The sequence below is a fragment of the Microbacterium sp. KR10-403 genome (genome assembly GCF_040196215.1).
Taxonomy (GTDB): Bacteria; Actinomycetota; Actinomycetes; order Actinomycetales; family Microbacteriaceae; genus Microbacterium.
This window is the reverse complement of the sequence record NZ_JBEGDC010000002.1, coordinates 103,213-117,685: the sequence shown is the minus strand read 5'-3', so window position 1 is coordinate 117,685 and position 14,473 is coordinate 103,213. Positions and strand designations below refer to the sequence as shown.

At 70.6% G+C, this 14,473-nt stretch carries 12 protein-coding genes; 10 read left to right on the top strand and 2 right to left on the bottom strand.

The window, feature by feature from the left end:
• Window positions 1–32 precede the first annotated feature (32 nt).
• The 3 genes from infB to ABMQ42_RS04305 all read left to right on the top strand — a co-directional run bounded on the left by infB (window position 33) and on the right by ABMQ42_RS04305 (window position 6,896).
• Window positions 33–2,819: a translation initiation factor IF-2 gene (gene infB, locus ABMQ42_RS04315; protein WP_349721628.1), complete on the top strand. Its 2,787-nt coding sequence runs from the start codon at window positions 33–35 to the stop codon at window positions 2,817–2,819.
• Between the two features lie 48 nt (window positions 2,820–2,867).
• Window positions 2,868–3,302, top strand: a complete 435-nt coding sequence (gene rbfA / locus ABMQ42_RS04310) for a 30S ribosome-binding factor RbfA (RefSeq protein ID WP_349721627.1) — start codon at window positions 2,868–2,870, stop codon at window positions 3,300–3,302.
• 207 nt (window positions 3,303–3,509) lie between these two features.
• Window positions 3,510–6,896, top strand: a complete 3,387-nt coding sequence (locus ABMQ42_RS04305) for a S8 family peptidase (protein WP_349721626.1) — start codon at window positions 3,510–3,512, stop codon at window positions 6,894–6,896.
• 55 nt (window positions 6,897–6,951) lie between these two features.
• On the opposite strand, the gene ABMQ42_RS04300 is transcribed toward ABMQ42_RS04305, so the two are convergent.
• The gene (locus ABMQ42_RS04300) at window positions 6,952–7,869 is read right to left on the bottom strand and encodes an iron-sulfur binding domain-containing protein (RefSeq protein WP_502884607.1); all 918 of its coding nucleotides are present in this window, start codon (window positions 7,867–7,869) and stop codon (window positions 6,952–6,954) included.
• A gap of 11 nt (window positions 7,870–7,880) precedes the next feature.
• Between ABMQ42_RS04300 and ABMQ42_RS04295 the strand changes: the two genes are divergently transcribed.
• Genes ABMQ42_RS04295 through ABMQ42_RS04285 form a run of 3 tightly spaced genes read left to right on the top strand, consistent with a single transcriptional unit; the run spans window position 7,881 to window position 9,783 of the window.
• A complete protein-coding gene (locus ABMQ42_RS04295) occupies window positions 7,881–8,516 on the top strand; it encodes a nucleoside/nucleotide kinase family protein (protein ID WP_349721624.1) in 636 nt (211 codons plus the stop codon).
• Entirely contained in the window at window positions 8,516–9,418 is a 903-nt protein-coding gene (truB, locus tag ABMQ42_RS04290) for a tRNA pseudouridine(55) synthase TruB (protein ID WP_349721623.1), read from the top strand. The genes ABMQ42_RS04295 and truB overlap by 1 nt, the downstream gene beginning before the upstream one ends.
• Window positions 9,415–9,783, top strand: a complete 369-nt coding sequence (locus ABMQ42_RS04285; RefSeq protein WP_349721622.1) for a hypothetical protein — start codon at window positions 9,415–9,417, stop codon at window positions 9,781–9,783. The genes truB and ABMQ42_RS04285 overlap by 4 nt, the downstream gene beginning before the upstream one ends.
• 1 nt (window position 9,784) lies before the next feature.
• On the opposite strand, the gene ABMQ42_RS04280 is transcribed toward ABMQ42_RS04285, so the two are convergent.
• Entirely contained in the window at window positions 9,785–11,083 is a 1,299-nt protein-coding gene (locus ABMQ42_RS04280; protein WP_349721621.1) for an SH3 domain-containing protein, read from the bottom strand.
• 170 nt (window positions 11,084–11,253) lie between these two features.
• Between ABMQ42_RS04280 and ABMQ42_RS04275 the strand changes: the two genes are divergently transcribed.
• The 4 genes from ABMQ42_RS04275 to deoC all read left to right on the top strand — a co-directional run bounded on the left by ABMQ42_RS04275 (window position 11,254) and on the right by deoC (window position 14,466).
• Entirely contained in the window at window positions 11,254–11,694 is a 441-nt protein-coding gene (locus tag ABMQ42_RS04275; protein WP_349721620.1) for a hypothetical protein, read from the top strand.
• Entirely contained in the window at window positions 11,694–12,653 is a 960-nt protein-coding gene (locus ABMQ42_RS04270) for a bifunctional riboflavin kinase/FAD synthetase (RefSeq protein ID WP_349721619.1), read from the top strand. Before ABMQ42_RS04275 ends, ABMQ42_RS04270 begins: the two co-directional genes overlap by 1 nt.
• A gap of 80 nt (window positions 12,654–12,733) precedes the next feature.
• Window positions 12,734–13,468 (top strand): hypothetical protein, encoded by a 735-nt coding sequence (locus tag ABMQ42_RS04265; RefSeq protein WP_349721618.1) that lies wholly within the window; start codon window positions 12,734–12,736, stop codon window positions 13,466–13,468.
• On the top strand, window positions 13,465–14,466 hold the full coding sequence (gene deoC / locus ABMQ42_RS04260; RefSeq protein ID WP_349721617.1) for a deoxyribose-phosphate aldolase: 1,002 nt from the start codon (window positions 13,465–13,467) through the stop codon (window positions 14,464–14,466). The genes ABMQ42_RS04265 and deoC overlap by 4 nt, the downstream gene beginning before the upstream one ends.
• Window positions 14,467–14,473 lie beyond the last annotated feature (7 nt).

Here is a 14,473-nt window from a genome sequence, read left to right as displayed (position 1 = left end):
CCTGTCCGGGGGAGACCTCAGACAGGAGAATTGTGGCAAAACCACGCGTGCACGAGATCGCTTCCGAGCTCGGCGTCGACAGCAAGGTCGCCCTCGCGAAGCTGAAGGAGCTCGGCGAGTTCGTCAAGAGCCCGTCGTCGACCATCGAACCCCCGGTGGCCCGTAAGCTCCGCAATGCCCTCGCGGCCGACGGCGCGAAGGCGTCCGGCGACGGCGCGGCCGACGGCGCGAAGCCCCAGCCGGCCGGACGCCCCGGCCCGGTGCGGCCCGCGGCCCCGAAGCCGCAGGCGGCCAAGCCCGCCGCGAAGACGCCGGCGTCCGCGAAGCCCGCGGCACCCGCGCAGCCCGCGGCGCCGACGGCGGAGGAGCCGAAGACCGAGGCGCCCAAGCCCGCCGAGGCGGCCCCCGAGGCCCCGGCGGCGTCCGCGGCGTCCGACAAGACATCCGCGCCCAAGCCGGGCGCGCCCACTCCGGGCCCGCGTCCTTCGGGTCCGCGTCCGGGCAACAACCCCTTCTCGTCCTCCCAGGGCATGGGCCAGCGTCCGGCGGGTCCCCGTCCGGGCAACAACCCCTTCGCGCCCGCGCAGGGCATGGGCCAGCGCCCGAACCCGGGCAACATCCCGCGTCCGCAGGCGCCGCGGCCTCAGCCGCCGCGCCCGGGCTCGCCCCGTCCCGGCGCCCCGCGCCCGGGTCGTCCCGGCGGTGCGGGTGGCGGTCGTCCGGGTCGTCCCGGCGGCGGCGCGCCCTTCCAGCAGCGTCCCGGGCGCCCCGGCGCCGGTGCCGGTGCCGGTACAGGCGGCGGCTTCCCGAGCCGTCCGGGCGGCGGCTTCGCCGGTCGTCCCGGTGGCGGCGGTCGCGGTCGCGGCGGCGGCACAGCCGGCGCGTTCGGCAAGGGCGGCGGCAAGTCGAAGCAGCGCAAGTCGAGGCGCGCGAAGCGGCAAGAGTTCGAGATGCGGTCGGCGCCCGTCGTCGGCGGCGTCAACGTCCAGAAGGGCAACGGCGAGATCATCCGCCTGCGCCGCGGTGCGTCGATCTCCGACTTCGCCGACAAGCTCGAGGCGCTGCGCGGCTACACCGTGCAGCCGGGCACGCTGGTGACGATCCTGTTCAACCTCGGTGAGATGGCCACGGCGACCGAGTCGCTCGACGAGGCCACCTTCGAGGTGCTGGGCGCCGAGCTCGGCTACAAGATCCAGATGGTCTCGCCCGAGGACGAGGACAAGGAGCTCCTCGAGGGCTTCGGGCTCGACCTCGAGCAGGAGCTGGCCGACGAGGACGACTCGGACCTTGAGATCCGTCCTCCGGTGGTCACCGTCATGGGCCACGTCGACCACGGCAAGACCCGTCTGCTGGACGCCATCCGGCAGACGAACGTGGTGGCGGGCGAGGCCGGCGGCATCACCCAGCACATCGGCGCCTACCAGATCTGGACCGAGCACGAGGAGATCGAGCGCGCGATCACCTTCATCGACACCCCGGGTCACGAGGCGTTCACCGCCATGCGTGCCCGTGGTGCGCAGGTGACCGACATCGCGATCCTCGTGGTCGCCGCCGACGACGGCATCATGCCGCAGACGGTGGAGGCGCTGAACCACGCCCAGGCGGCGAATGTGCCGATCGTGGTGGCGGTCAACAAGATCGACAAGCCCGACGCCAACCCGGCCAAGGTGCGCCAGCAGCTCACCGAGTACGGCCTGGTCGCCGAGGAGTACGGCGGGGACGTCATGTTCGTCGACGTCTCGGCGCGCGAGAACATCGGCATCCAGGAGCTTCTGGACGCCGTGCTGCTCACCGCCGACGCCGGCCTCGACCTGCGTGCGAACCCGAACAAGGACGCCCGCGGCGTCGCGATCGAAGCCAAGCTCGACAAGGGCCGTGGTTCTGTGGCGACCGTGCTCATCCAGTCCGGCACGCTGCGCGTCGGTGACGCGATCGTCGCCGGCACCGCCTACGGGCGCGTGCGGGCGATGCTCGACGAGAACGGCGACGCGGTCGAAGAGGCCGCTCCCTCCCGTCCGGTCCAGGTGCAGGGTCTGAACTCGGTGCCGCGCGCCGGCGACACGTTCATCGTGACCGAGGAAGACCGCATGGCCCGCCAGATCGCCGAGAAGCGTGAAGCGGCCGAGCGCAACGCGCAGCTGGCCAAGGCCCGCAAGCGCATCTCGCTCGAGGACTTCACGAAGGCGCTCGAGGAGGGCAAGGTCGAGTCCCTCAACCTCATCATCAAGGGCGACGTGTCCGGTGCCGTCGAGGCACTGGAGGAGTCCCTCATGAAGATCGAGGTCGACGATTCGGTCCAGCTGCGCATCCTGCACCGCGGTGTGGGTGCCGTCACCGAGTCGGACGTCGACCTGGCCACGATCGACAACGCGATCATCGTCGGCTTCAACGTGCGTCCCGACCAGAAGGCACGTGAGCGCGCACAGCGCGAGGGCGTCGACATCCGCTTCTACTCGGTGATCTACTCCGCGCTGGAAGACATCGAGAACTCGCTCAAGGGCATGCTCAAGCCGGAGTACGAAGAGGTCCAGTCGGGTGTCGCCGAGATCCGCGAGGTGTTCCGCTCCTCGAAGTTCGGCAACATCGCCGGTGTCATCGTGCGGTCGGGCACCATCACCCGCAACGCGAAGGCCCGTGTCATCCGCGACGGCGTCGTGCTCGCCGATGGCCTCGCCATCGAGTCGCTGCGCCGGTTCAAGGACGACGTCACCGAGGTCCGTACCGACTACGAAGCCGGTATCGGCCTCGGCAAGTACAACGACATCCAGGTTGGCGACGAGATCGAGACCACCGAGCTGGTGGAGAAGCCCCGCGCATAGCGCGCGACGCGGGGGCGCCTGCGGGCGCCCCCGCGCACAGGAGGAATCATGTCTTCGGAACGACAGGCACGTCTGGCCGACCGCATCCGCGTTCTCATCGCCCAGCGTCTCGAGAAGGGGCTGCGCGATCCGCGGCTCGGCTTCGTGACGATCACCGATGTCAAGGTGACCGGCGATCTGCAGCACGCATCCGTGTTCTACACGGTGCTCGGCGACGAGAAGGAGCGCGCGGACACCGCCGACGCCTTGAAGGCGGCGACCGGGATGCTGCGCAGCGAGGTGGGTCGCCAGCTCGCGATCCGTCTCACCCCGACGCTCGAGTTCATCCCCGACGCGATCCCGGAGAACGCCGGCCACATCGAGGATCTGCTGCGCGAGGCGCACGAGCGCGATGCGCACGTGGCGGGTCTGGCGGCGGGTGCCGCCTACGCGGGGGAGTCCGACCCGTATGTGAAGCCGCGCGAGCTCGACGACGCCGACTGACGACGCACGCCACGGGCCCCGAAGATTACAACTTGCTCATCTTTGGTTATGCGCCTGCTATGCGGCGATTCACTCTGGCGGCGCGCCGACGCGGACCGATAGCGTAATCGCGTCCATGTCCCGGTAGTCCCCCGTTCGGGCGGGCGTCGACGGCGGTGAACCACACCGTCGCGCGGCCGGGCTGTTGGCACGAAGGAGTGTCGGTACATGACCAGTAAGTTCCGATCCAGAGGGCGGTCGGTGGCCGCCCTCTCTGCTGCCGCCGTCGCGTGCGCGATGATGTGGCCCGCGGGGGCGAACGCGGCGAGCACGCCGGACGACCCGAACGCCGATGCCGTGCCCACGGCCGCGCACGGCGTGCTGTCGGCCTCGAAGCTCGCCGGCGGCCTCGATCGCATGACCGGGCGCCGGTCCGTGTTCGTGCAGCTGAGCGGCCAGGGCGCCGCGGCCGCTGCCGACGAGGCCAAGAGCGCGGGCAAGAGCGCGAGCTCGCAGCGGGCCGACGCCAAGGCCGCGAAGGCGGCGGCGAAGAAGAAGTCCGACGCCGTCGTCAAGGACGCGCGCGCGAAGGACGGCAAGGCCAAGGAACTCTGGCAGGTCGGCAACGCCCTCCCCGGCGTGGCGATCAACGCCGACGTCAGCGCGATCAAGGAGATCGCCGACCGCAGCGACGTCGTCAAGATCACCCCGCTCGTCCCCAAGCACGCGCTGAATGCGAATGCGACCGATCTGACGAACACGATCGCGACGTGGGAGGAGAGCGGCAACACCGGTGAGGGCGTGAAGGTGGCCATCATCGACACCGGCCTCGACTACACGCACGCGGACTTCGGCGGCGAGGGCACGACGGCCGCGTGGGATGCCGCACACGCCGACAACGCGAACGCGAACTGGTATGACACCCTGACGGCGGCCGCCAAGGTCAAGGTCGGCGGCGGCTACGACTTCTCGGGCGACGACTACAACGCCGACCCCGACGCCGACGACTACCAGCCGGTCGCCCACCCCGACCCCGACCCGATCGGCTGTGCCGCGCACGGCACGCATGTCGCCGGCATCACGGCCGGCTACGGCGAGAACGCCGACGGCTCCACGTACACGGGCGACTACTCGACGCTCAGCGCCGACGACGTCGCGAAGATGAAGGTCCTTCCCGGCACCGCTCCCGAGGCGACGGTCTACCCCCTGAAGGTCTTCGGGTGCACCGGGTCGACGGACGTCGTCATCCCGGCGCTCGACCGGGCGCTCGACCTGAAGGGCGACGGCTCGATGGTCAAGGCCGACGTGGTGAACCTCTCGCTCGGCGCCGACTACGCCACGGTCGACGACCCCGAGAACGACGTCGTGAACGCCCTGGCCGCACAGGGCGTGCTGCCCGTCATCGCGATGGGCAACAACGGCGACCTCACCGACACCGGGGGCGCTCCCGGCAACGCGGTCGGCGCGCTCGCGGTCGCGAGCACCGTCGACTCGTACCAGCAGATGGACGGGCTGCAGGTGGATCGGCCCGCCGATGACGCCGGCGTCGTCACCGGTCAGAACTCGATCGCGTACGACTGGAGCAGCGCGCCGGTGACCGGAGACGTCGTGGCGCTCTCGAGCGGCAACGCCGACGGCTGCGACCCGCTCTCCGCCGCCGATGCCGCGGCCGTCGCGGGCAATGTCGCCTGGCTGACGTGGGACTCGAACGACGCGACCCGCCGGTGCGGCTCAGCTGCTCGCGCCGCGAACGCCCGCGCCGCCGGCGCCGTCGGAGCCCTGTTCACCGGCGACGTGAACCCGTTCACGGCCGGCATCACGGGTGACGCCGTCATCCCGGTGTTCCAGCTCACCAAGAGCGCCACCGAGAAGCTGACCCCCGCGCTGGAAGCGGGCACGCTCCGCGTCACCTTCGACGGCAGCCTGGCGCTGTCGCAGGCCGACATCGACCCGTCGATCGACGATCTGGTGAGCTCGTTCTCCTCGCGCGGCACGCACGGCAGCCTCGGCGTCGTCAAGCCCGACGTTGCGGCCCCCGGTGACACGATCCTGTCCGCGGGCATCGGCACCGGTGACGGCGCGATCAACATGTCGGGCACGTCGATGGCCACGCCGCACACGGCGGGCATCGCGGCTCTCGTGAAGAAGGCGCACCCGTCATGGACGGTCGAGCAGCTCAAGGCCGACATCATGAACACCGCCGGGCACGATGTGTACACCGGAGCCGGCAAGACCGGTGACGTGTACGGGCCGGCGCGCGTCGGCTCCGGTCGCGTGGACGCCCAGGCGGCGGTCGACAACACGCTCCTCGTGTACTCGAAGGAGACCAAGGGCGGCGTCTCGGCGTCGTTCGGCGTCGTCGAGGCGCCGGCCACCCGCTCGACCGTGCGCAAGACGATCACGGTCACGCTCCAGAACACCGGGCGTCGCAATGTGAGCGCCGATCTCTCCTACGCGGCCGCCGTGTCGCAGCCGGGGGTCGCCTACACGGTCTCGCCGCGGTCGGTGACGGTGCGTGCCGGGCACACGGCGAAGGTGCGCGTCACGATGACGATCCGTACCGCGCAGCTGCGCAACACCATCGACCCGACGATGGCGGTCGACCAGCTGGGCGTCGCCCGGCAGTTCGTCGCCGACGCGTCGGGCCGCCTCATGGTCGACGTGCGCGGGTCGAAGGCCGACGCGCTGCGCCTGCCGGTGTACGGCGCCGCCAAGCCCGTCTCGCAGACCACCGTGGTCGACAGCACGCGCAAGGGCACGAGCGCACTGCAGATCCGCGGCACGGGCGTCAGCCAGGGCGATGACTCCACCGCCTACGACTCGCTGGTGTCGGTGGCCACACTCGGCGCCACGAGCAGTCGCCTGCCCGTGTGCCGCGGCGCGCAGACCCAGAACTGCACGGTCAACCAGACCGCGCGCGCCGGCGACCTGCAGTACGTGGGCGCCGGTTCGTCGAAGTCGGGCGACGGCTACGCCGACGGCTGGCTGTGGTTCACGCTCTCCACGTACGCCGACTGGGCCACCGTCGGCAACTCGACGATCCCGTATGTCGACATCGACACCACGGGTGACGGCGTTCCGGACTACGAGGTGTACGTCCAGAACTACGACGCCACGGATGTCCTGTTGGCCAACCTGGTGGATCTGAAGACGGGGACTCTCATCGACCTCGAGCCGGTGAACTTCCAGTTCGGCGACGTGAACACCAACGTGTTCGACACGAACGTCCTGTCGATCCCGGTCTGGCCGAGTGCGATCGGCGTGACCGACGACGCGAAGACGTTCCCGATCACGTACTCGGTGGGCACGTACAGCTACTACACCGGCAACGCGAACGGCGACATCGACGACGTGGGGCCGATCTCGTACGACGTCGTGAACCCGACCATCGCTGTGGACTCGCCGCTGTACCTCGATGAGGGCGGCGCCTCGATCCCGTACACCCTGGCTGCCGACTCAAAGGGGTCGAACGCGAAGGGCGCCACGACCTCTTCGAAGAAGGGTCACGGCGACAAGGGGAAGGGCCACGGCGGCAAGACCGAGGTCCAGGCTCTCGTGACGCACCTGCACGGGGCCTCGGGGCACCGTACCCAGGTGATCAAGCTCAAGGGCTGATCGGCGAGAACACCCACACGAAGGGGCGGTCCGGCGCGTACGCCGGGCCGCCCCTTCACTGTGGCAGACGGAGCATTGCTTCGGATGCCTCGACGAGCCCGTCGGCGATGAGCGAATCGATCGCGCGGTCGCGCTGAAGCGGGTCGGGCCAGCCCGAGAGGACGTCGTCGATCGCGACCGGGCTGCCCGCGGCATCCCGCAGTGTCTTCAAGACGGCGCCGCGTGCCTGGCGGTCGCTGCCTTCGTAACGGGCCTGCTTGCGGCGGGGATCACCGGTGTCGGGGTAGCCCGCGGCACGCCACGCGCACAGATGCGCGATCGGGCATACATCGCAGCGCGGGGCGCGCGCCGTGCACACGACCGCACCCAGCTCCATCGTCGCGGCGTTCATGACCGCCGCGTCGGCGTCGTCGTCGGGGAGCGCGGCCGCCATCCGATCGAGGTCGCGTCGTGAGGGCGGACCCGGCTGCGACCGTGCGTCCAGCGCCCGCGCGAGCACGCGGCGCGTGTTCGTGTCGACGACGGGATGCCGCCGGCCGTAGGCGAACACCGCGACCGCGCGCGCCGTGTAGTCGCCGATGCCCGACAGTGCGAGCAGGGCGTCGACGTCCGCCGGCACGACGCCGCCGTGCCGGTCGCGCAGCTGGACGGCGGCGCGGTGCAGCCACAGGGCGCGTCGAGGGTAGCCGAGGTTCGCCCATTGGCGGACGGCCTCGGCGGGCGGCTCGGCGGCCAGCGCCGACGGCGTCGGCCAGCGTGTCAGCCAGGCATCGAGGTGCGGGATGACGCGGGTCGTGGGCGTCTGCTGCAGCATGAACTCGCTGACCAGCACGCCCCAGCCACCGTAGCGGGCGTGGAACCCGGCCTGCCGCCAGGGCAGGTCGCGCGCGTGGGCGCGGTACCAGGCCACGAGCGGCGTCGCGAGGTCGGGGGAGTGGAGGGGCACTCCGCGAGGATACCCGGGCGAGCGCATAGGCTGAGGGCATGCGCCTGCCGATCACCCCCGCGAACATGTTGCTGCGCGAGCTGCGCGGCCAGCTGCGGCAGCACCACGCGGGCGGGCGCCTGCTGGTGGCGGTGGACGCCCTGCCCTCCACGCCGACGGCGGCCTTCGCCGACGCGTTCGCCGCGATCTGCGCCGAAGACGGGTCCGACGTCTTCCGTGCCTCGGCCGACGGCTTCCTCATTCCGCGCGAGCGGCGGCGCACCACCGAGCGCGAGCCCGCCTGGTTCGACGAGGAGACGTTCCGCCGCGTGCTCGTCGACCCGTTCCGCAACGCCGCGCACACCTCTGCGACGACCGGCTTCCAGCTGCAGGCCTGGGACGAGCAGCGCGACCAGCCGGCCGAGGCGCGCTGGGTCACCGCGGGCGACGACGCCGTCCTCGTCGTCGACGGACCGTTTCTGACCACGCCGGCCATGCGGGGGATCTGGCACTTCTCGGTCTGGCTCGAGATCTCCGACCGGGTGCTGGCCCTGCGGCCCGGCCGCTCCCTGGAGGCTCCGCACACGCGCGTCGAGCTGTCGTACCTGCGCGATGAGCCGGTGCAGCACGCCTCGGCGCTGGTGGACGTCACGGACCCGCAGCATCCCGTCCAGGTCTATCGGGACTCCTGCTGATGGCAGCTCCGAACGGCATCCTGCTCGTCGACAAGCCGGGCGGGATCACCAGCCACGACGTGGTCGCCCGCGCCCGGCGGGCGCTGAACACGCGCAAGATCGGTCACGCCGGCACGCTCGATCCGATGGCCACCGGCCTGCTGATCCTCGGCGTGGGGCCGGCCACGCGCCTGCTCACCTACATCGTCGGCCTCGACAAGGACTACCTCGCCACGATCCGGCTCGGAGTGTCGACCGACTCCGACGACGCCGACGGCGAGGTGACCGGCCGGGCGCCGGCGTCCGCCGTCGCGGCGGTCTCCCGCGAGCAGCTCGACGCGGAGATGGCGCGGCTGACCGGGCGCATCTCGCAGGTGCCCAGCCGCGTCTCCGCGATCAAGGTGAACGGCCGTCGGGCATACGACCTCGCCCGCGAGGGGGTCGACGTCGAGCTCGCGGCCCGCGAGGTCACCGTCTCGGCCTTCCTGCTGCGCGCCGCACGTCCGGCGGACGAGGGATGCCTCGACCTCGACGTCGCCGTCTCCTGCTCGAGCGGCACCTATGTCCGTGCGCTCGCACGCGATCTCGGCGCCGCCCTCGGGGTCGGTGCGCATCTGACATCGTTGCGGCGCACGCGGATCGGCGAGTTCGCCGTGAAGGATGCCGTCGCCGTCGACGACATCGCGGCCGACGGGCTGATGGCGCCGGCGCGGGCGGCGCTGCACGTGCTTCCCGAAGCGCTCGCCGACCCCGAACAGGCGCGTGCTCTGCGCCAGGGCAAGCGGGTGGCGAGCCTCGGGCGTGCCTTCACGGGGCCCCGTGCCGCCGCCATCGACCCCGACGGCGAGCTGATCGGCATCATCGAGCGTCGTGGTGCAGAGGTCAAGAGCATCATGAACATGCCCGAGGAGCAGCATCCATGATCCTGTGGTTCACCATCGTCACCGTCGTCGTGGCTGTCGCCGCGGGGCTGATCGGGGTCGTGCTGGGCCTGGCCGGCCGGCGGCCCGGTGACGTCACCGTCGGGGCACTGGCGCTGCTCGAACTGCTGCTGATCGCGCAGATCGTCATCGCGATCGTCGCGCCCCTGGCGGGCAATCCGCCGTCGGGCAGCCTGCTCGAGTTCTGGGTCTACCTGGTGTCCGCCGCGCTGCTGCCGCCGGCGGGTGTGGTGTGGGCGCTGCTGGAGCGCAGCCGGTGGAGCACCGTGATCATGGGCATCGCCGCACTCGCGGTGGCGGTCATGGTGTGGCGCATGCACGTCATCTGGACGATTCAGGGCGCGTGAGCTAGCCCTTCTTCAAATATGCGGACGACACCCAGCCCGTGTGCTTCTTGTAGGTGATCTTTCGCCACACGCCGTTGCTGGCCTTCACGGTGCCGACGTTCGCGCCGCGGGGGATGACCAGGATGCGAGCGCCGGTCAGCGACGCGGACTTCCGCAGGTTCAGCGCGGCCGTGGTCTGGTAGGTCGTCGCCTTCTTCGGGGTCGTCTTCGTCACCGAAGACGATGTCGTCGCGCTCGACGCGGCGGTCAGATAGGCGGACGAGACCCAGCCGGTCTTCTTCTTGTAGGTGATCTTGCGCCACGTGCCCGAGGTGCCCTTGACCGTGCCGACGGCGGCGCCGCGCGGGAGCACGAGGAGCACCTTTCCGTTCAGCGACGCCGTCGCGCGCAGGTTCAGGGCGGCGGTGGTCTTGTAGCTCGTCGCCGGCTTCGCCGTCTTCGCGGGCGTCGTCGTGCCGGTCGTCGCCTGTGCCGGTGCGGGTGTCGCGACGACGGGCTTGTCGGGCGAGAGATACGACGACGAGATCCACCCCTTGGTCGAGCCCACGGTGACCGGCAGGTAGCCGCCCGTCGCCGCCCCCGGCACGTGCACGACCTTGGTGGCCGCGGGCAGCGCGCGGATGACCGGGGAGGACGTCGACGGCCCGGTGCGGAAGTTCACCAGGGTGGTCGTGTAGTAGGTGCAGGTCGCCGGGGCGCGCGTGGCGAAGATCGCTGTGGCCGCGCCGTAGAGGTCGACGCCGTGCTTCTTCATGAAGGGGGCAGGATCCAACGATGTCGCCGACCCCGGCTCGCCCTTCCAGATCTCCAGATGCAGATGCGGCCCGCTGACCCTGCCGCTCGAGCCCACCTCGCTGATCCGCTGCCCGGCCTTGACGACCTCGCCGACGGTGACGTGGGTCGTCGAATCCCAGATGTGGTAGTAGAACGACGTATACGTGACGGCGCCGACCCGGTGCCGGATCTTGATGTACCCGGCCTGAGACGAGGTGCCGTCGACCGTGGCGACGACAACGCCCGCGGCGACCGCGTAGATCGGCGTGCCGGTGGGCGCGGCCAGGTCCACGCCGAGATGGAACGTCGATGCGCCCGCGACCGGCATGCACCGGGCGCCGTAGTACGACGAGATCGAGTAGGCCTTCTTCAGCGGTGTCGTGAACGTGGTCGCCTGCGGCGGCGTCGCCTCGGTCGCAGCGGCGACGCGTGGAGCGGCGGTCGCGCCGGCGGCGGGGGCCGTGACCCCGAGGACGAGGGCGACGGCGGTGCCGACGGCGGCGAGGATGAAGCGGGAGGGGAGCATGGGCGGCACTTCGACGAAACGGATACGGAGCGACGATGTGTCGCATTGGAATATTGTCATCGCACGGTGTGTCTGTCTACCTCTGATGCTCACGAGGTGTATGTGACCGATGTGATCGATCATCGCCCGGAGCCGGTGCCGTCACCCGATGGACGTAGGATCGGATGGTCATGTCTTCGCCTTCCCGCCCCCGCCGCATGACCGGTATCGGTCGCGTCCTCGTCGTCGTCTACGCCATCCTCGCCCTGGGCGCCACCGGCCGCTCGGTCGTGCAGATCATCGAGCGCTTCCACCACGCGCCCCTGGCGTTCACGCTGTCGGGGGTGTCGGCCGTGGTGTACATCCTCGCCACGCTCGCGCTCATCTTCTCGGCGTCACGGGTCTGGTATCGCATCGCGTGGGTGGCGATCGGCTTCGAGCTCGTGGGCGTGCTCTCGATCGGCACGCTGAGCCTGGTGCGCCCCGACCTCTTCCCCGAGGCGACGGTGTGGTCGTTCTACGGGATGGGCTATGTCTTCATCCCGCTCGTGCTGCCGTTCCTGGGTCTGTGGTGGCTGTTCTCGCACCGCCCGGTCGCGGCATCCACGAGCGAACCCGCGGTGGCCGCCTGATGCGCGTCTTCCGCGATCCGGCCGACGTGCCGGCGGGCTTCGGCCCGTCCGTGGTGGCCATCGGCAAGTTCGACGGCGTGCATGCCGGGCACCGCGCGATCCTGGAGAGGGCGAAGGTGGATGCCGCGGCCGGCGGCGTCCAGGTCGTCGCCGTCACCTTCGACCGCAACCCGCTGGCGACCCTCCGGCCGGAGATCTGCCCCGAAGACGTGACCGGCCTGCATCAGAAGCTGCAGCTGCTCGACGAGACGGGCATCGACGCCACCCTGGTGCTGACGTTCGACGCGGCGATGGCCGCGCAGCCGGCCGAGGAGTTCATCGAGAACGTCCTCGTGACGGCACTGGGCGTGCAGACCGTGATGGTGGGGCGCGACTTCCGCTTCGGGCGCGGCGGCGCCGGGAGTCCGGAGCTGCTGGAGCGCCTGGCTCCCCGGCACGGCTACCGGGTCGATGTCATCGACGACGTGCGCGCGATCACCTCGGAGCGGCGCGTGTCGTCCACCTGGGTCCGAGAGGCGCTCCGCGCGGGCGACGTCGAGGCCGCGACCCGCCTGCTCGGCCGGTCGCATGCGGTGTGGGGCGAGGTCGTGCACGGTCTGAAGCGCGGACGTGAACTGGGCTTTCCCACGGCGAACCTGTCGCCCGACATGGAGGGATTCGTCCCCGCCGACGGCGTCTACGCCGGCTGGCTCGTCGACGAGGCTCCGCGTGACGGACTGCGCCGCGGCATCCGCTATCCCGCGGCCATCAGCGTCGGCACCAATCCGACCTTCGACGATGTGCCGCGGCGCGTCGTCGAGGCGTACGTGCTCGACGAGACCGATCTCGACCTGTACGGCCATCACGTGGAGATCGAGTTCACCCACCGGGTGCGGGGCATGGTGGCCTTCGACGGCATCGACGCGCTGAAGGCCCAGATGTCCGACGACGTGCGGCGCGTGCGGGAACTGCTCCGCTGAAACCGCGCACAAGCGCCCGCGATCTGTGTACGGTGATCGTGACCGCTGAGCACACGGCTCGCGTTCACCGGGGAGGACCCATGACCGTCATCACACCCGCGCCGGTGACGCGTCTGCGACGCGTCGTCGTGGTGGTCATCGTCGTCGCGTTCTCGCTGGCCGCGATCGGCGGCATCGTCGTGCTGCTCGGCGGGAATCTCGGCGACATCGGATCCCGGATCCTCGCCACGACCTCCGTGGTCGGGGCCTTCAGCCTCGCGGTGCTGTGCTGCGCCACCCTGCTCGGACGCGCGCAGCAGCTCTTCGGCGTGATCGGCGTCGCCGTGTCGGCGCTCGCCGGCCTCATCGTCGTCTGGACGGTGTGGTTCCAGGACACGATCCCCGGCGATGCCTGGGACACCGTGAACAGGATCATCGGCACCGGGGTCGCGCTCGCGATCGCCTTCGCCCTGGCGAGCCTGCTGCTGCTGTTGGCGGACCGCCGTCGTGCGGCGGTGCGCATCGGGCTCGTCATCACTCTCGCGGTCCTCGCCCTTGCGACCGCGATGTACGTCTTCGCCTTCTGGAACGGCGACGCCTGGAGCTGGGACGGCTACACGCGCTCGCTCGGCATCGTATCGATCCTCGTCGCGCTCGGCGCGATCGTCGTGCCGGTGATGTCGCTGCTGATGCCCGACGACCGCCCCGGCACACTGTCCCACACCGCCGCATCGCGACTGGAGGACGAGGCGCGACGCCGGGGGATCACCCCGGACGCGCTCGTCGACGCGCTGTTGGCGGCATCCCCCGCCCCGTCATCACAGGAGGACCGATGACCACACGCGAACTCAGCCGCCGGACCGCCGTCGACATCCTCGGCGGTGCCCCGGACGACGACACCCTGCGGCGCTTTCTGCACGGGCTGCCCGGCGTCGACGCCGTCGGCCTCGAGCAGCGTGCGGCGGCGATGGGCACCCGCTCGATCAAGACGACCTCGAAGAAGTGGGCGCTGGACCGCATCGTCGGCCTCATCGACCTGACGACGCTGGAGGGGGCGGACACGCCTGGCAAGGTGCGTTCGCTCGTCGCGAAGGCGCAGCACCCCGACGCGATGGACCCCGACTGCCCGACGGTCGCCGCTGTCTGCGTGTACGGCGACATGGTGCCGCACGCGATCGCCGCGCTCGGAGATCGTCACGGCGACCCCGACGAGGGCGGCATCGGCGTCGCGGCCGTGGCGACGGCGTTCCCCAGCGGACGCGCGTCGCTGGCGGTGAAGCTCGCCGACACGCGCGACGCGGTGGAGGCCGGCGCCGACGAGATCGACATGGTGATCGACCGGGGCGCATTCCTCGCCGGCGACTACTCGACGGTCTTCGACCAGATCGTCCAGGTCAAGCAGGCCTGCCGGCGCGACGACGGCAGTTCGGCGGCGCTCAAGGTCATCCTCGAGACCGGCGAGCTGAACACCTACGACAACGTCAAGCGGGCCTCGTGGCTCGCGATCCTCGCCGGCGGCGATTTCATCAAGACGTCCACCGGCAAGGTGCAGCCCGCGGCGACGCTGCCGGTGACGCTGCTCATGCTCGAGGTCGTGCGCGACTGGCACCGGCTCACCGGCGAGCGCATCGGGGTGAAGCCCGCCGGCGGCATCCGCACGTCGAAGGACGCGGTGAAATACCTCGTCACCGTCGCCGAGACCGTCGGCGAGGAGTGGCTGCAGCCGCACCTGTTCCGGTTCGGCGCGTCGAGCCTGCTCAATGACGTGCTGCTGCAGCGGCAGAAGATGACGACCGGCCGGTACTCCGGCCCCGACTACGTGACTCTCGACTGAAAGACGG

Excerpts from the sequence above, each read along its gene's own strand:
- rbfA (WP_349721627.1), top strand. The coding sequence starts at position 2,868 with ATGTCTTCGGAACGACAGGCACGTCTGGCCGACCGCATCCGCGTTCTC.
- ABMQ42_RS04305 (WP_349721626.1), top strand. The coding sequence starts at position 3,510 with ATGACCAGTAAGTTCCGATCCAGAGGGCGGTCGGTGGCCGCCCTCTCT.
- ABMQ42_RS04300 (WP_502884607.1), bottom strand. The coding sequence starts at position 7,869 with ATGCGCTCGCCCGGGTATCCTCGCGGAGTGCCCCTCCACTCCCCCGAC.
- ABMQ42_RS04295 (WP_349721624.1), top strand. The coding sequence starts at position 7,881 with ATGCGCCTGCCGATCACCCCCGCGAACATGTTGCTGCGCGAGCTGCGC.
- truB (WP_349721623.1), top strand. The coding sequence starts at position 8,516 with ATGGCAGCTCCGAACGGCATCCTGCTCGTCGACAAGCCGGGCGGGATC.
- ABMQ42_RS04285 (WP_349721622.1), top strand. The coding sequence starts at position 9,415 with ATGATCCTGTGGTTCACCATCGTCACCGTCGTCGTGGCTGTCGCCGCG.
- ABMQ42_RS04280 (WP_349721621.1), bottom strand. The coding sequence starts at position 11,083 with ATGCTCCCCTCCCGCTTCATCCTCGCCGCCGTCGGCACCGCCGTCGCC.
- ABMQ42_RS04275 (WP_349721620.1), top strand. The coding sequence starts at position 11,254 with ATGTCTTCGCCTTCCCGCCCCCGCCGCATGACCGGTATCGGTCGCGTC.
- ABMQ42_RS04270 (WP_349721619.1), top strand. The coding sequence starts at position 11,694 with ATGCGCGTCTTCCGCGATCCGGCCGACGTGCCGGCGGGCTTCGGCCCG.
- ABMQ42_RS04265 (WP_349721618.1), top strand. The coding sequence starts at position 12,734 with ATGACCGTCATCACACCCGCGCCGGTGACGCGTCTGCGACGCGTCGTC.
- deoC (WP_349721617.1), top strand. The coding sequence starts at position 13,465 with ATGACCACACGCGAACTCAGCCGCCGGACCGCCGTCGACATCCTCGGC.